A 20,953-nucleotide genomic window follows, 5' to 3' on the forward strand; every position below is an offset into this window, starting at 1 on the left:
GAAAGCGGTAGCGGGGTTATGGGCAAGATTTTCTAGCCTCAAAATAAACCACTTAATTAAGATAATTGGTATAACATTTTGGATAACCCCTAAGAGCGATTCAACAGTAAACGGTGGGTTAACTAGAAAAAATGGGTTAGAAGATTGGTTTTATACTCGTTGAGACAGGCTGCGTATGACCGAGTTGCCCTTCGATGGACACAGCCTGTGGAGAATGGCAACTTTAAAACCCTAGTATGGCGCTCGCTAAAGTCAAGGTTACAAACGTAATTAAACATATCGCCACCAAGTTCAACACGAACCCAGCTCGGATCATATCTTTTATTCTTATCTGCCCTGACCCAAATACGATGGCATTTGGTGGAGTTGCTACAGGCATCATAAATGCGCAGCTTGCAGCAATAGCAGCGGGCACCACCCAAACTAAGGGCGAGCCTGTTATCGACTCTGCGACGGGACCAAGCAAAGGTAAAAACCCGGCCGCTGTCGCAGTATTACTGGTAATTTCCGTTAAAAACGTGATCAACGCCGCAACCACTAACACGCTCAGTACCAGCCCTATTGCATCCGCGCCAGCCAACAGGTTAGCAATGTAGTTAGCAAGGCCTGATGACTTAATTTGCGCAGCCAATGACAGTCCACCACCAAAAAGCAATAAGATTCCCCAAGGTACTTTTGCTGCGCTTTCCCAATCAAGTAGGCGCTCATCACTATTTGATTTTGCCGGTAACACAAAAAGCAGTAATGCAGCTGCAATTGCGATACCAGTGTCAGATAGTTTTAAACCAGTAAAATCACCAATAAGCGGCCTAAAAACCCAACTAAGCGCTGCAAGCACAAATATGGCAAATACACCTTTTTCAGCCCTAGACATGTTACCTAGCGCTGCTAGCTGACTGGTAAATAGAGACTTGGTATCAATACTTACCGCTTCTTGGTCTACCTTATAAGTCACTTTTGTTAGCCAAAACCAAGCAAATGCTAACATCACGATTGATAGCGGCACACCTATCATCATCCATGTGGCAAAACCAATTTCTATTTGATAGCTATCCGACAAATATGCTGCCATTAGAGCGTTTGGCGGTGTGCCAATGAGCGTTGCAATTCCACCGATACTGGCACCATAAGCAATAGATAAAAGTAACGCTTTAGCAAAGCTTTGACTGTCACCACCTTGCTCTCTCACTAGGTGAATAACAGAGAGCGCAATTGGTAACATCATCACTGCCGTTGCTGTGTTAGACATCCACATGGATAAAAAAGCTGTGACGGCCATCATCGCCAAAATTTGAGTGCTAGGTTTGCTGCCCGCGACTAACATGGTGTTGAGTGCAATACGCTTGTGTAGCCCCCACTTTTCCATCGCGATAGAGATAAGAAAACCGCCCAAGAACAAGTAAATTAAAGGGTGTGCAAAAGGAGCTGCAGCACTTTTCATTGAAGTTATTCCGGCCAAGGGAGAAACCACTAAAGGCAACAAAGAAGCCGCAGGGATAGGGACAGCTTCCGTTATCCACCACGACGCTAACCAAAATGTTAGCCCCGCGGTTCGCCACGCTTCAATGGACATACCTGCTGGTGGCTCGGTTAAACACGCTATCAACATAACGATAGGACCTAACCACAAGAATAATTGCGACCTTTTGTTTTTTGTACTTTCAACTGTCATGATCGGATCCCTTTAAAATCTGTACTTCAATCCAAGCGCTATACTCGTATCATCTTCTGTATCAAGGTCGAGCCGTGTTGCCATTGCATACAAGTTAGTTTGCTTATCAAAGAGATAGTCTGTTCCCAAACTCCATTGCGTTGCATCTTCGTTATGGCGTAATCCGCTGGTGTCTCGGGCAAACTGTAATTTAGGACGCCAATGATCGCTTAGCTGATAACTGGCACTCACCACATAGCCCTTGCCTGATTTATCTTTTGCCAGATTTTCACTGTCTTGGATAATGGCACCAAGTTGTAACTTTTGCCACTTGTAAGCCAGAGCAATGCGCGTAGCTAGCAAGTTGCCGATACTGTCTGTATGACTGAGCGCTATATAATACTGTTTATTTTTTAATGCTCGATCGCCATAAATTGCTGTCGCAGCAAACCCTGCTTGTTCATTACTCGCATCATCTTTTGGAGTATAAGTGAGAGAGAACGACATATTATTCCAATTTGGCGAAGTGTATGTAATTGAGTCTCCAACTCTATCTTGTCCAGCAAGGACTTGGGCGATATCACTTTGTGTTTCATTAAACTGATCAACTTTACCTTCACTAAACTTAAAGCGAGTATCATTGCGACCAATTAGCACAGTGCCAAATTGTCCAGCAAGGCCAAGATAGGTGTTTCTAGCAGAAAATGGCTCTGTTGTGTCGTCATGTTCAAAGCCCTTTACCTGCACTTCATATTTATAAACAAGTTTTAGGTCACTTGCTAACGTATGCTCGCCCTTTACCCCAATTCTTGAAAACGGTGCATCAATTTGCGTCCCAGCTTTAGTGTATCGCATGACCCCTTTATCCGTATTTGCGATTTGGACTTCTGCTTTGCCGTAAATACGATAGTCTGCTGCCATCACACTGGCGGTCGCTGATGTGGCTAACACAGCCACGATAAATTTACTTGCTGTCATTGCTTATCTCATTTTTTTGATTGTTGTCACTCGGTGTAACGCAATTCTGAGACCAGCATTATTTTTTAATTTAGAATCATGAAGATATAAAAATTCACTACAACTAATTGATACATAGTGTGCGGTTTTCCACACACGCAACCTTTATGTTTGTCACTAACTTCACCCACACTCGTGCAAGCTCACAGACCTTTTAATTATCCGAAGTTCATATATGGGTCTCCTCCATTTTTGCAAAGTCACCTTACCCCATATCCTTGTCGGGCAACACAATAAAATGCCAATCAAGCGCAGCCATTCGGGTTCATCTGAATGCGTTTTGTTCATTGTTACTCAACGTTTGCTAGGATTATTAGGCGATAAGTCGAGCGTTGCGTTCAAAACACATGCAGAGGAACAAAAATCAAACAGCAAAGGCCAACGACCCCTAATTACTATGAATGTATTGAGCGTAGTGTGAAGTGGTTAACTGAGCAGTGGTTTAAATCTGCCCTTAGTTTACATCAAGAGGGAGTGGCTACACGTAAAAGCTAATCCCCACCAGCAAACATAGTGCGATTTAAGCCATATTTATTCATCTTGTCGTAAAGTGTTTTTCTTGGGATTTGTAGCAAACTCATGGCTTCTTTGATGCTGCCTTGGCTTTGAGCCAAGGCTTCCTCAATCAGAGACTGCTCATAATAACTGACTTTTTCAGCCAAGCTTAGCGTGTCTTCAGACCAAGTTGGGTTGATGCTGCTGTCACTCATCGCTCCACCAAGCAAGATATGTCGTTCAGCATGATTGCGTAGCTCCCTGACGTTACCCGGCCAAGGCTGAGCCAATAGTTGCGATTCAAGCTCTGGACTTATCGGTTGCATTGGCTTGTGAAACCGCGTGGCTGCTATTGAGCTAAAATGCTTATAAAGTAAAGGAATATCTGCTTTCCTCGAGCGCAGCGGTGGGATCTTCACTTTTACAAGATTCAGTCGGTAGTACAGATCTGATCGGAACTTACCTTGCTCGACAAGTTCATGCAACTCTACTTTGGTTGCGGCAACCACTCTAATATCAAGCGCGATAGAAATGTTGCTACCCACTGGCGTTACACTGCGCTCTTCAAGCACTCGCAACAGCTTAACTTGCAGCGCAGCTGACATTGCTTCAATCTCATCTAAAAATAAAGTACCTCCTTGAGCAAAAGAGAACTTTCCCTCGCGTGACTCCTTTGCTCCAGTATATGCACCGCTTTTAGCTCCAAATAATTCACTCTCTATAAGTTCTTCTGGAATTGCACCACAGTTTATGGCCACAAAGTTATGCTTAGAACGCTCACTGTGGTCGTGTAAATAACGTGCAACCAGCTCTTTTCCTGTGCCAGTTTCACCCTCGATTAATACATCTGCTGGCGTATCAATAATTGCATCAAGTAAATGCAGCATTTGTTGCATTTGCTTTGTCTCACCGAGGATCCTAACACCTGGGGCTGATTTCTTCTTCACTTGAGCTTTAAGAGCGCGGTTTTCCATCACCAAGCGGCGCTTATCAAGCGCCCGCTCTATACAGTCTAAAAGAGGTTCAGACACTGGCTTTTCAAAAAAGTCATAAGCGCCCTTCTGAATAGCCTTAACCGCGACCTCTACATCAGCATATCCTGTGAGAAACACCACCGGTAGCTCAGAATCAAATTGAGTTAATTGCTCCAAAAACTCGATGCCATTCATTTCAGGCATATTAATGTCGCACAGCACCACCCCCTGAAATTGGCGCGAGAGTTTTTTTAAGGCAGGAGCGGCATTGGTATAACAATGGACTTCATATCCTTCAATTTCGAATAGCTGCTTGAGCGCATCGAGGATACTTGGTTCATCATCAATAATTAACAACGTCTTGTTTTCAGTCATGCTGCGGGTTCTTCATATATAAACTAATTAAAAATTCTGCACCACCTTGGGGGTGATTGTGGGCACTCAATTGACCCTGAAACGACTCGATAATTTGTTTTGAAATAGACAATCCAAGTCCTAACCCGTTACCACTTTTAGTAGTAAAAAACGGCTCAAATATAGTCGATAAAGCATGTTGCTTAATTCCCTCGCCATTATCAATAATAGACAGCTGTACTTTACTTTCATGGGCTTGGGCACATATTTTTATACGCTTTTGATGCTGCTCAGTCAGTGCTTGACAGGCGTTACTAATGATATTGACCAACACTTGTTCAAATTTAAATGGGTCTACCCAGATATTGCACGCTAAGCCTTCGCATTGCACTTCAACACCTGTGCGCTTTAGCTCTGGGCCAACTATCACCAGAGCGTTATCTACTGAATGCTTGAGGCTAGTCGTCAGCATTTTATTATCATGATGCTGACTAAAAGACTTTAATTGCGCAACAATTTTGTGCACTCTGGTGATCAATGATTGAATCAACACCATGTTTTCGACAACAGGCTGCACCTCGCCTTTTAGTGCAAGACGTTTGGCACTTGCAACATACGCACTCATGGCGCTAAGAGGTTGGTTTATCTCATGGTTGATACTCGCACTCAACTGCCCTATGGTGGCAAGTTTTGCCGCCCGGATCAACGCATCTTGCGCATGCTCTAACTCCTGCCGACGATATGCAACTTCAGCTTCCAACGTGCGCTGACTGTATAGTAGTTGTCGATAGCCTGTAAGCTTACTCAATGTATACTCAGCGACAGCGAATATAATTATCAGGATAAGTGCTGTGATCCCAAGCCGTCCCCACTGCGCTGACTTAATTGCTGCCACCTCGTATAACAAATAAAGCGTGTATTGCGGCAAGAGTACTTGTTGTTGCACTAACACTTCCCCTAGGTGCGTCGCACTCCACGCTCGGTTGTCAGACAATTCGCGCCAGCCAATAGGCTTTAGAGGCTCATTCTCAAACTGTCTTGCAACAGTGATTCGCTCACGTTGAGTTGACGATAATGCCAATAATGTTCCCAGACGCCACTGCTCTACATTCGATGCAAGTACAATATTATTACTGTCTGCGATTAAGAAGTGGCTATTGGTGCCGGTATCTAGTTGAGCTTTGTCTGACTCAAATTTACTGGCATTCACTTTCATGACCACTACACCTAACAGCAAACTGTCCTCATACACAGGGTTAGCAAAGTAAAAGCCTCGTGTCTTAGATCTCAATCCCAGAGCAAACGATACATTGGCATCGCCTTTGATGGTTTGGTAGAAATAAGGACGAAAAGCAAAATTGCTTCCCTTGTAGCTATGTAGTTTGTCCCAGTTGCTGCTGGCGATCACTGTGCCGCTAAGGTCTAGTAAATAGATGTCTGATGCACCACTGGAGATTTGTATATCTTGAAGGTAACGATCGAGTTCGTTGTCATTGTCATCGCTTTTTGGCTGAAGGCCAAGCTTTACCAAAGGACTTTGACTCAATTGAGATTGTATCGCCTGGTAACGGCTAAACTCAGCTTGAACGTACCCCTTGAGCTTTTCCAAATTACTTTTAGTCTGGCTGAGTATTCGCTCTTCATCCTGCTTGACATTAAAAAAATAGCTTATCCAAAGCCCACACAATAATAGTAAAAAGTAAATTAATATCTTAATTGAGAACTTATGCGACACATGTGACTCCTGAGCAGACTCGATGAGTCTAACAGAAGCCACATGTCAATAAAATCACATCTTTATACCCATTAATTAAATGGCCTATGCTAAGGCGAGAAAACCTTGTCACTAACACCGCAGTTGGTTCCTTTTAAGCTGGTAAAAGCTTTACTACTTAGTTGTTCTAAATAGCAAATTTAAACCTATTTAGTGACTGATTTTCTCCTCGCACTGATACATCAATGTATTTTTATCGTTATCAGCTACTTTTTTGATACTGCGAGCTGGCGTCAGTTAGCGCTGATACTCAGTGTGACATTATTCGCAGCTTGGTACCCTTGCAAACCGATATGCCAAGTACCGGCTTGTGGCGTTGAAATAGTACACTGTTCATTGTTGCCGTTTTTGTATGGTCGGCATTGATATGTACCAGTATCGGGTTGTGTACCGAAATTAACATAAAGATCAGCATCACCGGTTCCGCCAGAAGTACTGATTGTTAACGTTTGATATCCAGCACCCAACGCTTGGGTAAAGTATTGCCACTGGCCACTGGCAACTGCTATGTTTTCTACGGTCTTGTCAATAGGAGGGTTTCCACTGGAGGTATCATATTTGCCTAGCAGACTGACGCCTGAAATAGCGTTCCACGCCTCCACCATTATATGGTAAGTACCGGCCTGTGCCGTTGTTATATCACATTGCTCGTTACTAGTAGAATTAGTACTTTTGCAGTCATACGTTTCTAATGTTGGCTTTGCATCAAATCGGACGTAAAGATCAGCATCACCTGAGCCGCCTGAAGTGCTAAAACTTAAGTTAGATGCCCCCTCTGCCACCTCCATGATAAAAAACTGTTGGCTCTTCGCATTGCCTGAAATGCCCGTTTTCGCAACACCATTTTCGAGTTTATTATCAGGTAAAGGAGGAGGTGGGTCTCCTGCATTCTTACCGATTTCAGCAACAAACGCCAACGCCAATTTGGCAAATTTTTGCGCATGAGTTGCATCAAATTCAGTGTCGTTTGTTGTATGAATTTTTCTATTAATATCTGACATTCTAGACTCGAATGGCATTGAAGCTGGAAAACCCTGCTGATACCAAGATGCGTGATCAGAGCAGCCATAGCCACATTGGTCGTAAGCATAAGTTAGGTTGGGTAAATAGGTTTCTATCAACTGACCTAGAAACTGATTTTGAGCGCTATTGGTATAGTCTGTCATCATCACGATGTCTGCACTGCTACCATTTCTGCCTGTCATATCAAACTGCGCCATCCCTACTACATTTTTACCTTGTGAACTGTAAGCCTGAGCAATCGCTTTGGAGCCACGTAAACCCACTTCCTCTGCGGCAAAACCCATAATTTGAATAGTACGTTGTGGTTTATATCCATCAGCAACAATTGCTTTAAGCGCTTGTGTTAATACCGCGATCCCTGACGCATTATCGTCAGCACCGGGTGCCAAGCCGCTACTATTGGACTGATTGATAGAATCAAGGTGTCCACCAATCACCACAATTTCGTCGCTAAGCTCACTCCCAGCGATGGTGACAATTACAGATGACTGTGCCCAGCTGTGAGAGAAGTATTCAACTGTAATATCTGAGCGACTGGCCGCAATGTCAGACCAATTTTGTTTTACCCACTGCGCAGCATCAATCCCTGATTGTGAGGTGTAATAACGATTATAAAAACTAGTCAGTGAGCTAACCGTGGCACTTAAATTAGCAGTATTGACCTTAGATAGCAGACTATTGACTCGCTCGGGGTTATCAATGCTGTAATTGACCAACGTTGCCGCTGGATCTATGGTTTCAAGTTGCGCTAAGTAGCTTTGCGCACTTTCAAGAGAATCATGAGCTACAAATCCACCACAGCGGTGATATTCATCATGCATAAATGCACTTAGCTCGCTGTGATAATGTTCTGGGACTTTGAGCGCTTTAATGTCGCTATTGGCTATCGAAAGTTGTTCAAAGTGGTTGCCTCTTATTGAGTTATGCACCTGAAAATGTTGGCTTGAATCCGCATCCATGGTGATCCATATTTCCTCAGATGCTATGGCTACACAACTTAGGCAAGCCATACTCATTAGTAATGGGGTGGTAACATTCATTGTTGTATCCTCTGCTCACTTGAACCTAATCTTTATCCAAATACATCAATATAAATCAGCGTGTTCAAATGAGAAATATCATGGTTGATAGACTAAGTATCGTTTGGCGCGATATTAATAAACTTGAGCTGCCGATAATTACTGCCTTTCTTGCAGTCAGTCTTAGCGTTAACTGCGTTGTGCTTTAGCAACAATGAATTGGAATATTTCTTATCCAAACCTCAGGTTAATCAACGTATTGTTTTAGGCTTGCTTACCCATAACAGTCGTTGCTGAAGTTATACCAATTTTCTTAATTAAGAGGTCTATTTTGAGGCGAGAAAATCTTGTCGATAACCAGGAAAAAACTTTGCTATTTAGTTGTTCTAAATAAGAAATTTTTAACGCTGTTAGCGTCAGATTTACTCCTTCAAATTGAGCAAGTATTAAGTCAAATTGGTATTAGTTGCAATCAAGTGCTTACAAAGCATGAAGCGAAAAGTATTACTAACCAGTTGCTCACGTTATTAGTCCATCGCCCTAAAAAGTAAGAGGGAGCTTACGCTCCCTATTGAATTGGCAGATTAATTCGCTTTAATATTCAAAGTTACGCCGCTTGCTGCATTGTAACCTCTTAAATCTATGTGCCATGTACCTTGTTGTGGGTTCGCAATTGTACAGCTCTCGTTGTTACCGTTTTTAAACGGACGGCATTGATAGCTTGATGTTGTCGATTGAGAACCAAAGTTGACGTATAGATCAGCATCACCTGAGCCACCAGAAATGTTGACTTCAAGGTTGCTGTAACCCGCAGCTAATTCCTGTGTGAAACGAGCCCAACCACCAGAAGCGACGTCAATATTAGACTCAGTGCGATCAATTGGTTGCGTTCCACCGGCTGCACTATAGGTGCCTGTTAATGTCACCCCAGAGATCTGGTTCCATGCCTCTACCATAACGTGGTATCTACCGGCTTGAATATTGCTAATATCGCAGCTTTCGTTGCTTGTAGACGTGGTACTATTACAGTCATAGCTACTCAGTGTTGGGCGAGAGCCATACTTCACGTAAAGATCCGCATCACCGCTTCCACCGGAAGTTGTGAAATTTAGGCTCGTCGCATCAGCGGGCACATCAAGCGTGAAGAACATTTGAGCTTTTGCTGCACCATCAATATCGGTACGCGGTTGACCATTAACTAACTCTTCATCACCGCCTGGAGGTGGAGGCGGTGTTGTTGAACAGCTGCTTCCTGCACTTAGGTCAGAGTTAACGCCAACCGCAGCTAACGCGGCTTTTACATCATTTGGTTCATAGCCTAGGTCACAAGCTGCATCCATTACCCCATTACCAGCTAAATCCCAATCAGTATTCGCTGTCCAATACATTTGGTTCGCTTTAGCCATCACGATAAAGGCTTTTTTAGTATCCCAGCCAGCTGTGGTTGCAAGGTTATAAAATGCTTTATTGAACACACCTGATGTGTAGTGGACATCCATGCTTGATGTATAATTCGACTGATGGTCAATAGAGCGGCCATCACGGGTAGGGTCATTCATATAACGTAATGCACCGCTACCTTTGAAGATATCCTGTCCTACTAACCAGTCATTGCTGCCTTTCATATAAAATTCAGCCGCTTCACCCGCCATGTCAGAAAAGGCTTCGTTTAGGCCACCAGATTTATAGCGATATACTAGGCCAGAATTTTGTTCGGTGAATCCGTGGCTTACTTCGTGAGCAGAGACATCTAGGCTGACCAAAGGATAAAAAGTATTGGCACCGTCACCAAAGGTCATCGCGCTACCATCCCAAAATGCGTTTTCATAATTGTTACTGTAATGAACGCGCATTTGCAGCTGGAATGAAAGCGGCGCAGTACCAAGCCAATCATTGTACATGTTAAAAACAACGTTACCGAAATAATGCGCATCGTTTAATGGAGAATAAGCGCCATTGATTTCTTTAAAGGTGTTTTCTGGACAAGTAAAGCTGTGTGCTGAAGATCCACCGCTACCATGGTTCAAATTAATGGTCTTAACATTCGCATTAGTCATCGAACACGTATTGCCTGACTGTGCTACATCCAAGTACCCGTAGTCAGTACCATACTCATAGCGGCCAGTTTTTTCGTTACCGCCCGGGCCGGTTGCGTTAGCGTGTTGTAAGTTGTCAAAACTTTCTAATATTTCGCCGGTGTTTGCATCCACAATTAAATATGGGCGTTTCGGTTCATCCCCGTAGGTAACGAAGGTGATCTCATAAACTAATCGTGCTGTCGAGTTGCTATCGAGCCAAATTGCTAAACGAGACTTTTCGTTGTGCTTTTTGTGCTGTTTCTCGCTTTGCAAAGACTGCTTTTCAGCCATTTTTAACGCCTTAGCTGCGTTAAGCGTTGGTTTAACGGCAGCAAGATCCGCTGCAATGTTATATACCGCTGCACCATGTGCTTTTTTTAATGTACCAGCGTCATCGAATGTAAGAATAACGGTGTCGCCGATCACCGGTAAGCCATGATAGGTTTGCTGAAAGCGTGTGGTCGTTTCACCCTTTTTATTGCTAAAGCTTTTTAACTCTTTAAGTTGGCTTGCACTTTCTAACCCAATAAGCACCTTAGGCTGCGTACTGAGTACAGTTTGAGACGCCGACTTTAACATTGTGTTTAGATCTGATTTTTGATTTAAGTATTGTTTTGTTGCAGCCTGAGCGCTCAAGGACGTAAACGCAATTGCACATGCTGTAGCCATAGTTACTGTAGATAATTTCACTTATTACACTCCTAGTATTGTTGTTTTATCGTCACTTTTACTTTCTCGCTTTTTACATCCAGCGATAACAAATGACTTCTTTCTCCTTCAACTTCAGAAGACATGGGAAACACATGTTGGCTTCCCATGTCTTATTAGACTAGGCAGCAATGAAAATAAATAAACCCCAGAGTTAACATTTTAATAATATTTAATTCACCTTAAATATTTATGCAATAATTTCATGCGTTTGCTCAAAATACGTACTAAAAATGGGGAGAGCTTTATATTTCACATCGATATAAATGTAAAAAATTTGATACAGAACGGGGAATATAACAGTCTACCCTTTCTTAAAACATTCAATAAGTTATGTTATATCAAAATGTGTAATTTCTACTCTGTAATCCCTACTCAATCAATGACTCTTAGCCAACTAGAAATCGTATGAAAGATAAAATTACACTTATATTTCATATACTTGAATAATTAGGTATAACGCTTGCAACTCTTTCGCTAAGACATCAATAGTTAAGGGAAATGTTGTGACGAGTGTAGAAATTTTATCCTTTTCAGATCATAGAGTTGGCGCCGTTTTGTCGGAAAAAGCCGCGGTAAGGCAATTACAAGATGATTTGCTCAATGAACGTTTAGTTCAGCAACAACAACTAACATTACTTGGCCCCCAGCAAAGCGACCCTGAAAAGCAATTAATTAGCAAACCTGATCCCGAGCTGGCGAGTAACATGCTCAATTGGCATATCTATTTAGGCGCGATTGGACTCATCTTGGCATTTTTGATAGCAGGATGGTTAGTCAATTATGGGCCAATGTTTACTCAAGCAAACCCCTACTTGACCTTTATTGCACTGCTCAGTCCGGGCTTGTTCTTGGGGTTATTCGCATCAGGCTTAGTATCGCTACGCCCAGACAAAGACCCATTTAATCAGGCAGCGTTATCAAAAGTTGCACAAGGCAAGTGGCTGCTGATCATTTGTGCCAACAATGAGGCTCACAGAGCCAAGTTGATGTCATTTTTCAGGAAAAACAATCAAATTAACCTTTTAAACTAGACAACCCGAGGTACCGGTATGGAAATTTTTAACGCGATTAAACAAGATCATGATCATCAACGTGCGCTTCTAAACATGTTAGCGGAGACTTCCGGTGATTCAAAAGTCCGCGAAAAGTACTATCAAGAGTTGAAAGACGCGCTAGAGGCACATGCTGTCGCAGAAGAACGGTACTTTTACGCTCCATTAATGCACAGCGACATGACGATTGAAGACTCTCGTCACGGTATCGCGGAGCACCATGAAATCGATGAGTTAATTGAGGCACTAGATAATACGGAGTTTTCAGATCCCAGTTGGCTTGGCAAACTAAAAAAGCTCAAAGATAAAGTCGAACATCATTTAGCTGACGAAGAGCAAGCATTTTTCCAGCGTGCGGGTAAGGTACTTGATAAAAGTGAAAAATCGCAACTTGCACAGGAGTATCAAAAAGAGATGGAAGAGCAGCAATAAACACTAAAACTAAACGCCCAAAAACCTACGTCCTGAGCTTGTAAGTGACAGTAAAGTCATCCCAAGCTCAGGTTTATACCAATTATCTTAATTAAGAGGTCTATTTTGAAGCAAGAAAATATTGTCGATAACACCGCTTCCGCGTCCTGCTCACGCCGAGGTACCTACGTCCTGTAGGCAAGGCAAAAGTTTTGCTATTTAGTTGTACTAAATAAGAAATTTTTAACGCTGTTAGCGTCAGATTTACTCCTTCAAATTGAGCAAATATAAAGTCTAATCGGTATTATTACTAGCGCTAATCCTAGTATTAATAAGAGCCAGTTCATGAGTGACAAAAACTGCTGCCTTGGTAATGTTTTGGCTAATATAACACCAAGCCGATTACCAATTAGGGCAATTGGAGTAAAACAAACGGCCAACAAGAAGTGCTCTAGCTGTAACAATCCTGAGGCAGTAAAAGTTACTAGCTTCACGGCATTCATTAAAGCAAATAGTACTGCAACGGTCGCGATATATGCTGCGGGCGCCACTCTGAGCGCGTTAAAATAAATCATCAATGGCGGACCACCAGCGTGAATTAGCGTTGTAGAAATACCAGCCATAGTAGATGTACTTATTGCCAAAACATGCTGAGAGAAAAAGCGTAAGCTTTGCTCTGGCTGTTTATTAGCCACAATACTCTTTAACGCAAACCCGATACTCATCAATGCGATAACTATGGTCAACCAAAACTCACTGACTTCTTGCAAAAATATTGTCGCCAGAGCGATCCCCAGCAGTGTGCCTGGCAACAAACGTTTTAATTCATCGACATTCCACTGTTTCCAGTAGCTTTTTAGGCTAAATACGTCGGCTACTATCAATATCGGTAGCATCAAGGCTACTGCATCCTTTGGTTCTAATACCATCAGCAGCAGCGGTACAGAAAACGCCCCTAGTGCGCCTGCAAAACCGGATTTTGAGATACCACTTAGTAGCACAACAAGCGCAATTACAACAAGTTGTAACGGTTCTGTCATTCACACCTCTTTTAAGTCGGCCAATTTGCGCGTTATCACATTACCTCTTCAAGCTGCATACATTGATATCTTAACTCACCGATAAACGTACGTGCTGCGGGCCCAAGTCTGTCACCATCTTTAAAAATTAGATGAAGCTGTGCTTTTCGTTGGCTTTGTTGCAGCAAAGGGAGGGGTTTTAGACGTCCAGTATCTAACAAAACTTGAATTGCAGGAATTGGCAGCCAAGCGAAGCCCAATCCCTTGGTTATCATATCAATAGAAGTCGTCATATGACTTACTGTCCAGCGCTGATGAGCGCCGAGCCAACCGTCATCTTTTTTGCGGGCTATCGCTGAGTCTCTCACAACAATTTGTCGGTGTGATTTTAAATCCTCAAGAGTGAGGTCACGTTCATAACGGTGAAGAGCGTGATCAGGACTCGCGACAGCAACAAACTCAATGTGGCATAATTCTTCACTGAATCCGTCAGATAAAACAACAGGTGATATTGCAATGTCCACATCTGTATTTTGCAATAACTCCGATCCCCCGGTAAGGACTGACTCCATAAGCTCTATGCGCAATAAAGGGTATTGATTGGACGTTTGCTCTAGCACTTTATACAGTAAATGCTGTGGAAAAATTTCATCAACCGCAATGCGTAATTGACTTTCTATTCCCTCTCCCAATGTCTGCCCTACTGCCTCAACTTTAGCAGCTTCTTCTAACAGGAAATTTGCACGGCGAAGCATCATCTCGCCAGCTTCCGTCAACTGTGTTTTCCTCCCCTGCACTGTAAAGAGCTTGACGCCAAGCCCTTGTTCTATTTTATGTACCGCGGTGTGGATGCTGGATTGGCTTTTGTGTACTTTTTTAGCAGCTTGATTAAATCCACCGTATTCCACAACCGCCTTAAACATTCGCCATTGCTCTAGCGTTACTCTTAGCATACTTACTTAGCCTAGGGTGTTATTTCTTTTGTTTTATCGTCGCAGTGTTCACCATGACAGGTATTAAGATCTTCTTGTGCTTTTTCGTCAGCCTGAAGTACTTGTTTCAGATCAGCCATCCGCTGACGAATTGCAATACCGTAACTTTCATCGTCTCCCCACACGTCAGCGAGTATGTGCATCGACTCAACATCGTGTTGAGTAAATAGATCGCCCGCTCGTTCGACATCTTCATCACTGTGGTCCAATAATTTGAGCGCCTGCTCACCTAACTTCACCGCAGAGACAAACGTTTCACGCTCAAAAGCGGTGACCCCCAGTTTTATTAACTGGTAGGCATGACGACGATCCGTTGCACGAACTACAAGCTTTAGATGAGGAAAGTGTTGCTGTGCCAACCTGACGATTTCAAGGGTCTTATCTGGTTCATCAATCGCTACAACCAGCATTTGTGCATCATGAGCTCCGGCGGCTTCAAGCAAATCTAGTCTTGCACCATCGCCATAAAATACCTGATTGCCAAAGCGACGCAGTAGTTCTATTTGACTCGGACTGTGATCCAAAATCGACAAGTGATAACCCTGTGCATGGAGCAAACGTCCTATCACTTGACCAAAACGACCGTAACCGACCACAATCACATTTTGTGTCGCTTCCATCATCTCTACGCTGTCTTGTTCTTGAGTCGTATTAGCCTGACGCTCTACCACTTTATCGTAAAGAATAAAAATGAGCGGCGAGCCAAGCATAGATACCGCAACCACCAATGTGACTAAGGCGGCCTGATCAGGTGTTAGAATTGCTAAGCTACCAGTCACGGAAAGTAGCACAAAAGCAAATTCACCGCCTTGACAAAGCGCTGCGGTAAATAACCATTTCGCTCGCTTGTGCAGTGAAAATGCTGTTGCCAACAAATATAAAATAGCCGCCTTCAATCCCATTAATAGTGCGACTGAAGCCAAGATAAATAGCCACTTTTCTGCTAATAAAGAAAAGTCGATTGATGCCCCTACAGTCATAAAAAATAACCCTAGGAGTAACCCTTTAAAGGGTTCAATATCGGCTTCCAATTCATGGCGAAATTCGCTTTCCGCGAGGACAACCCCCGCAAGAAATGTCCCAAGCGCAGGAGATAGCCCGATACTTTGCATCAATAGCGCGGTTGCAATAACAATAAATAGCGCAACCACGGTAAATAACTCGCGCATTCGAGTACTGGCGATATATCGAAATAATGGCGCGGCAACATAGTGCCCAGCAGCGATGATAGCTAAAATGACAAAAACAGAAATAATGACTTGAAGGTAAGTAGGAAAAGTATGTAATAAGTTTCCATGTCCATCACTCACGGCTAAATCACTAAATGCTAACAACGGCATAATCGCAAGAATGGGGATCACTGCGATATCTTGAAATAACAATACAGAAAACGCATTTTGACCGCCCGATTGTTTAATCAAACCCTTTTCATTTAACGTCTGAAGTGCAATAGCCGTAGAAGAGAGTGCTAACATTAACGCAATTGCGATTGATTGTTGCCACAAAAAGCCAAGCGCTAAATCAATTGAAACATAAAGAACAGCGGTTGTTATCAGCACTTGTAAACCACCGAGGCCAACTATCGATCGGCGCATCGTCCAGAGCCTTTTGGGTTGCAGCTCTAGTCCGACTAAAAACAGCATCATCACCACACCAAACTCAGCAAAGTGCATAATGTCTGTTTGTTCACCTACAAGGTGCAAAAGGTGGGGCCCAATTAAAATACCAGCTAGTAAATAGCCAAGCACGGAGCCAAGCCCTAAGCGTTTGGCGATTGGCACCGCCAATATTGCTGCAGCAAGGTAGATAGTAGCCAGTAATAGCATAGTCGTTTTATCCCATTTTATTGTTGTCTTTATTATGTTTTGGGGTGCAAGAATAATCCAGTTTTTACACTAAGGTGAATGTACGAAACACATTTTCTCAGTATCACTGGGTGATCATGATGAGCCAATTCGCCGAACGATTGCAACCAACCAAGCAAACAATAAGCGTTTTTAAAAGCCTGATTTTATTGCAGATCCAACGTAGTCATCCAAAAAATGGATTATACCTATTTGCTTAATTAAGTGGTCTATTTTGAGGCGAGAAAACCTTATCGATAACTCCGCTACCGCGTCCTGCTATCGCTAAGGTACCTACATCCATATAGGCAAGGCAAAAATTTTGCTATTTAGTTGTTCTAAATGAGAAATTTTTAACGCTGTTAGCGTCAGATTTACTCCTTCAAATTGAGCAAGTATTAAGTCAAATTGGTATTACGTGTTTGATGTCAGGTTTACTTACTGATGTAATGAGATAATCATTTAAAACCGAGCATTGATAGGTGGTTTCATTTCAATTAGCGTAAAGATTGGGTTGGTTTATTTGCATTAAGATACTTGGGTCCTCAATCGCTTTAAAGCCAAATTTACTGTATAGAGAGTGAGCATCTGCAGTCGCAAGCATAAATCTTCTTAAACCCTGTAACTCTGGGTGTGTCATCACGGCTTGCATGATAGTTTTAGCCACCCCTTTACCCCTTTCTTGCTCTGTAACAATCACATCAGCCAAATATGCAAATGTGGCGTAATCCGTTATCACACGACAAAACCCTTGAAATTGACCCTCATCATCAACAGACATAAAACTCAGGCTATTTCTAATTGACTTTTCCAAAAGAGATTTGGGGATCTGCTTCGCCCAATAAGAGCCAGAGATCAGTGCGTGTATTTTATCAAGATGAGTGAGTATTTGTGTGGTGTCTGTGATTATCATTCAATGCTCCCTTGATAACGAATAGGCTACTAAAGTAAGCGATCAGACGGACAATGAAAAGTAAAATTTTTTGTAGATAATTTTTGCCCAAGGTTCTGTTAAGACGATAAGAACATGCCATTACCACATCAAATTACATAATTTTGTACATAAAGAGGGAATACTTGTATAGAGGATCAGATAGTAGGCTAAAAACTAGCCTACTAAAAATATCAAGCCTAAAACCAAGAAGGAAAGGTTATTTATGCCATAAAAATTTAATATAAAATTAAATAAACCATAAATTTAATATTTAAAAAATATAATGACATGAAAAAATTGATTTTAGGTTGATTTTTAATCGCTGCATTTATTTTACGCACATTGCCATGTTTTAGGACACTGCATTGTTCTTAAACACATAAGCGTGTCAATGCCTGCGCCACCAGCAACTTGTGGTGTTTGTTGAGGGTTTAATTTAGCTGAAGCTGTACTCAGGTTCTTCATTGGTTTTTTGTTTAATTTAAGTAACATATTAATTTCCTTTGGTTAGTCACAAAATTCGGAGCAAAGATAACAGATAAATAAACACAAACAAGAGGAAATAATAAAAAACTTGATCTAGATAAAATTAAAAACAACAATATAAAAATATTTTATAATTTACGATCTTAATTTAACCACTTAATCTACATAAATGCACTATTCTAAAATTATAAACTATAATCACCACTTCAATGCTGCCAACATAGAGTTAAAGCAGTATACCACAGTCGACACACTTAAATTACCTGAAGTTTGGATAGCAAGTGAGCTAATTCCTGATTTTTAAAATTACATTAAATTATTTCTTTATCTCACCATAGCAAGGGCAATACCGCTGCCGCGCACTGCTCTTGCTATGGTGCCTACATCTTGTGAGCAATGTAGGTAAGGCGAATATATGCACCAATAGCTCGCTATGTGAGGTGAATGCACGCGGTTAGCGATAAAACAGGATGTTAGAAAGGCATTAGCTATCCAAAGTCCAGATTAAGTGGCAGATAACTATCGAATAATGAGATACAGATAACTGACGACACACAAAGTGTCGTCAGTTAAACAGGTTAATGCAACTCTATTGGGTATGTCGGGGGCTGATTCAACCTATTCCCGAGCGCGGAAAGCCCTTTCCACCACGCGAACCCAAACAGTAACATAGCAACTATCCATAAAGATGCGCTTAACGTTGATGTCGCTAATTGGCTATACTGATAGACAAGCGTTGCCATAATATACGCAATTGAGGTCGTCCAGCCTATGACCAGCCACATCCATCTACTACCAGATTCACGCTTTATTGCACCGAGCACGGCCACACAAGGCGTGTAGAGTAAAATAAATACCAAGTAGCTAAATGCGCCAATCTGACCGTTGAACTTAGCGGCCATGGCAGTAAGTAGCTCAGCGCCATTGTCTTCCCCGCTATCAAGTTCATTCAATCCCAAGGGATCGCCAAGGTTGGCGATTAGGTCTTTGCTATTATCAACGATGGACATTAACGCTGCTTGCATTGAATCAAGTAATGAAAAAGCGTCATTATTTTCAGCTGAGCCTGTATAAAGTGCGTCCAGCGTGCCAACGATCGCCTCTTTGGCAAACATACCTGTAACCACTCCAACCGTTGCAGGCCAGTTTTCCTCTTTTAACCCAATAGGCTCAAACACTGGCGTGACGATTTGAGCCGTTTTTGCCAGTAATGAATGTTCAGTATTCTCATTACCAAATGAGCCATCAGTCCCAATTGAATTTAACGCACTTAGCAAAATAACTACCATCACAATCGTCTTACCCGCACGTTTTATAAAACCGCTTAAACGCTGCCATGTCGTCATCAATATGTTTCGCCAAATGGGCATATGGTAAGCTGGCATTTCAGTAAAAGAAGGTAACTTTTGGGTTTTAAACACCTGCTTTCTGAACAAAAAGCCAGAGCCGATAGCGACTAAAATACCTAGTAGGTATAACCCAAAGACAACATTGGCACCATTGGTTGGAAAAAAAGCCGCAGCAAATAACGCATAAACAGTTAACCGCGCACCACACGACATGAAAGGCGCCATAACAATTGTCAATAAGCGGTCTGATTCTCGCCCCATGGTTCTAGCAGCCATCACCGCAGGTACATTGCAACCAAAGCCAACAATCAAAGGAACAAACGCATTACCTGGCAGCCCAATGGAGGACATCAATCGGTCAATAACAAATGCGGCACGAGACAAATAACCGCTATCTTCTAATATTGACAAACAAAGGTACAATACGGCTATCACTGGAATAAAAGTAGCGACTAGCTGAACCCCTGCCCCAAATCCGTCAGCAAGTAACACGCCAAGCCATTGAGGTGCACCAACATCTGCAAGTAACACTTTTACACCATCAATGAGAATGGCACCTACGGCGATGTCAAAAAAGTCGATAAAAACAGCACCAACGTTCACAGCTATCGTGAACATCAAGTACATCATGGCTAAAAAAATTGGAACACCTAACCATTTATTCAGCACTACTCTATCAAGGGTTTCTGTTGTATCTGCACGTTTTGGCGTGATAGTGCTTACACCAGCCGCTAGCTTTTTAACCGCTTGATGGCGTGCGATCGCTTTTTCCAATGGATCATGCTCAAGTTTCGGAGGCTCTGCTCCCTCAGGCTTACTAGGAAACCGAGTGATTTCAATAAGCTGCTCCAACAGCTTCTCTTGCCCTGTGCCTTTTGCTCCATGAAATGCCACCACTGGTAAACCTAGTTGTTCAGACAAACGTGGTAAATCAAGTGTCCGACCTCGCTGAGTCGCAACATCAACCATATTCGCCACAACGATGATCGGTTTACCTAACTCTTTAAGTTGTGACGTTAATATCAGATTTCGCTGCAAGTTAGCGGCATCTACAATGTTAATAATGACATCGGCTTCATTTTGCTTTAGGAAGTCACAAGCGATCTGTTCATCTTGACTTGGCTCGATCTGCTCCATGCTATATAGCCCGGGTAAATCAACCAGTTCTACGTTTGTGTTTTCTAAAGCAAAATAGCCAAATTTCTTTTCAACTGTAACACCTGGCCAGTTTCCAACTTTTTGTTTTGAACCTGTTAGGCGGTTAAATATTGTGGTTTTCCCGCAATTTGGGTTACCCACTAACGCAATTTTCATCCGCGATGACCTTCTCAAATTATAACGTTTTAAGCCAATTTTCTTAATTAAGTGGTCTATTTGGAGGCGAGAAAATCTTGTCGATAACCCGGCAAAAATTTTGCTATTTAGTTGTTCTAAATAAGAAATTTTTAACGCGGTTAGCGTCAGATTTGCTCCTTCAAATTGAGCAAGTATTAAGTCAAATTGGTATTAATTTCCACGAACTGTGCGTCGGCCTTACGCACACTCACAAAGGTATCACCCACTTTCACTTGCAACGGGCATCCAAGTGGGGCGACGTTGATCACTTCTATTTGCTCACTAGGAATAATACCAAGTGCCATTATTCGGCTTAGCAGCGCGGTATCAGGGTGGGTTAATGAAGTAATTGTCGCGGTGCTATTTTTGGGGAGTTTATCTAATGTCATTGAGTATGATAACAATTTGCAATAAAAGTGAGGCGCATCATACCTT

The 20,953-nt window shown here is 42.4% G+C and carries 15 protein-coding genes; 2 read left to right on the forward strand and 13 right to left on the reverse strand.

Going from position 1 to position 20,953, the window contains the following annotated elements:
• Positions 1–223: 223 nt before the first annotated feature.
• The 6 genes from J8Z24_RS17510 to J8Z24_RS17535 form a co-directional block, all read right to left on the reverse strand.
• A complete protein-coding gene (locus tag J8Z24_RS17510; protein WP_176033347.1) occupies positions 224–1,672 on the reverse strand; it encodes an SLC13 family permease in 1,449 nt (482 codons plus the stop codon).
• A gap of 12 nt (positions 1,673–1,684) precedes the next feature.
• Positions 1,685–2,629, reverse strand: a complete 945-nt coding sequence (locus J8Z24_RS17515) for a porin (RefSeq protein ID WP_147391200.1) — start codon at positions 2,627–2,629, stop codon at positions 1,685–1,687.
• A gap of 530 nt (positions 2,630–3,159) precedes the next feature.
• Complete coding sequence (locus tag J8Z24_RS17520; protein ID WP_125253453.1) at positions 3,160–4,512, reverse strand: sigma-54-dependent transcriptional regulator; 1,353 nt, start codon at positions 4,510–4,512, stop codon at positions 3,160–3,162.
• Complete coding sequence (locus J8Z24_RS17525; RefSeq protein WP_176033346.1) at positions 4,505–6,226, reverse strand: sensor histidine kinase; 1,722 nt, start codon at positions 6,224–6,226, stop codon at positions 4,505–4,507. The genes J8Z24_RS17520 and J8Z24_RS17525 overlap by 8 nt, the downstream gene beginning before the upstream one ends.
• 272 nt (positions 6,227–6,498) lie before the next feature.
• Positions 6,499–8,328 (reverse strand): M28 family metallopeptidase, encoded by a 1,830-nt coding sequence (locus J8Z24_RS17530; RefSeq protein WP_176033345.1) that lies wholly within the window; start codon positions 8,326–8,328, stop codon positions 6,499–6,501.
• Between the two features lie 563 nt (positions 8,329–8,891).
• Complete coding sequence (locus tag J8Z24_RS17535) at positions 8,892–11,075, reverse strand: M4 family metallopeptidase (RefSeq protein ID WP_176033344.1); 2,184 nt, start codon at positions 11,073–11,075, stop codon at positions 8,892–8,894.
• A gap of 524 nt (positions 11,076–11,599) precedes the next feature.
• Here J8Z24_RS17535 and J8Z24_RS17540 point away from each other — a divergent pair.
• Together J8Z24_RS17540 and J8Z24_RS17545 are read left to right on the forward strand one after the other, a co-directional pair.
• Positions 11,600–12,127 (forward strand): hypothetical protein, encoded by a 528-nt coding sequence (locus J8Z24_RS17540; protein WP_252095856.1) that lies wholly within the window; start codon positions 11,600–11,602, stop codon positions 12,125–12,127.
• An 18-nt stretch (positions 12,128–12,145) separates the two neighbouring features.
• Entirely contained in the window at positions 12,146–12,580 is a 435-nt protein-coding gene (locus J8Z24_RS17545) for a hemerythrin domain-containing protein (protein ID WP_125253448.1), read from the forward strand.
• A gap of 251 nt (positions 12,581–12,831) precedes the next feature.
• On the opposite strand, the gene J8Z24_RS17550 is transcribed toward J8Z24_RS17545, so the two are convergent.
• The 7 genes from J8Z24_RS17550 to J8Z24_RS17580 all read right to left on the reverse strand — a co-directional run bounded on the left by J8Z24_RS17550 (position 12,832) and on the right by J8Z24_RS17580 (position 20,907).
• Positions 12,832–13,599, reverse strand: a complete 768-nt coding sequence (locus tag J8Z24_RS17550) for a sulfite exporter TauE/SafE family protein (RefSeq protein ID WP_176033342.1) — start codon at positions 13,597–13,599, stop codon at positions 12,832–12,834.
• A 35-nt stretch (positions 13,600–13,634) separates the two neighbouring features.
• Complete coding sequence (locus J8Z24_RS17555) at positions 13,635–14,531, reverse strand: LysR family transcriptional regulator (RefSeq protein WP_176033341.1); 897 nt, start codon at positions 14,529–14,531, stop codon at positions 13,635–13,637.
• A gap of 11 nt (positions 14,532–14,542) precedes the next feature.
• Positions 14,543–16,396: a monovalent cation:proton antiporter-2 (CPA2) family protein gene (locus J8Z24_RS17560; RefSeq protein WP_252095857.1), complete on the reverse strand. Its 1,854-nt coding sequence runs from the start codon at positions 16,394–16,396 to the stop codon at positions 14,543–14,545.
• Between the two features lie 511 nt (positions 16,397–16,907).
• Entirely contained in the window at positions 16,908–17,327 is a 420-nt protein-coding gene (locus J8Z24_RS17565; RefSeq protein WP_125253444.1) for a GNAT family N-acetyltransferase, read from the reverse strand.
• 354 nt (positions 17,328–17,681) lie between these two features.
• A complete protein-coding gene (locus tag J8Z24_RS17570; protein WP_161972751.1) occupies positions 17,682–17,840 on the reverse strand; it encodes a hypothetical protein in 159 nt (52 codons plus the stop codon).
• A 572-nt stretch (positions 17,841–18,412) separates the two neighbouring features.
• Positions 18,413–20,497: a ferrous iron transport protein B gene (feoB, locus tag J8Z24_RS17575; RefSeq protein WP_147391431.1), complete on the reverse strand. Its 2,085-nt coding sequence runs from the start codon at positions 20,495–20,497 to the stop codon at positions 18,413–18,415.
• A gap of 176 nt (positions 20,498–20,673) precedes the next feature.
• The gene (locus J8Z24_RS17580) at positions 20,674–20,907 is read right to left on the reverse strand and encodes a FeoA family protein (RefSeq protein WP_128731696.1); all 234 of its coding nucleotides are present in this window, start codon (positions 20,905–20,907) and stop codon (positions 20,674–20,676) included.
• Positions 20,908–20,953: the final 46 nt, after the last annotated feature.

It is taken from the genome of Pseudoalteromonas sp. SCSIO 43201 (assembly GCF_023716725.1).
GTDB lineage: Bacteria > Pseudomonadota > Gammaproteobacteria > Enterobacterales > Alteromonadaceae > Pseudoalteromonas > Pseudoalteromonas peptidolytica.

Excerpts from the sequence above, each read along its gene's own strand:
- J8Z24_RS17510 (WP_176033347.1), bottom strand. The coding sequence starts at position 1,672 with ATGACAGTTGAAAGTACAAAAAACAAAAGGTCGCAATTATTCTTGTGG.
- J8Z24_RS17515 (WP_147391200.1), bottom strand. The coding sequence starts at position 2,629 with ATGACAGCAAGTAAATTTATCGTGGCTGTGTTAGCCACATCAGCGACC.
- J8Z24_RS17520 (WP_125253453.1), bottom strand. The coding sequence starts at position 4,512 with ATGACTGAAAACAAGACGTTGTTAATTATTGATGATGAACCAAGTATC.
- J8Z24_RS17530 (WP_176033345.1), bottom strand. The coding sequence starts at position 8,328 with ATGAATGTTACCACCCCATTACTAATGAGTATGGCTTGCCTAAGTTGT.
- J8Z24_RS17545 (WP_125253448.1), top strand. The coding sequence starts at position 12,146 with ATGGAAATTTTTAACGCGATTAAACAAGATCATGATCATCAACGTGCG.
- J8Z24_RS17550 (WP_176033342.1), bottom strand. The coding sequence starts at position 13,599 with ATGACAGAACCGTTACAACTTGTTGTAATTGCGCTTGTTGTGCTACTA.
- J8Z24_RS17555 (WP_176033341.1), bottom strand. The coding sequence starts at position 14,531 with ATGCTAAGAGTAACGCTAGAGCAATGGCGAATGTTTAAGGCGGTTGTG.
- J8Z24_RS17560 (WP_252095857.1), bottom strand. The coding sequence starts at position 16,396 with ATGCTATTACTGGCTACTATCTACCTTGCTGCAGCAATATTGGCGGTG.
- J8Z24_RS17565 (WP_125253444.1), bottom strand. The coding sequence starts at position 17,327 with ATGATAATCACAGACACCACACAAATACTCACTCATCTTGATAAAATA.
- J8Z24_RS17570 (WP_161972751.1), bottom strand. The coding sequence starts at position 17,840 with ATGTTACTTAAATTAAACAAAAAACCAATGAAGAACCTGAGTACAGCT.
- feoB (WP_147391431.1), bottom strand. The coding sequence starts at position 20,497 with ATGAAAATTGCGTTAGTGGGTAACCCAAATTGCGGGAAAACCACAATA.
- J8Z24_RS17580 (WP_128731696.1), bottom strand. The coding sequence starts at position 20,907 with ATGACATTAGATAAACTCCCCAAAAATAGCACCGCGACAATTACTTCA.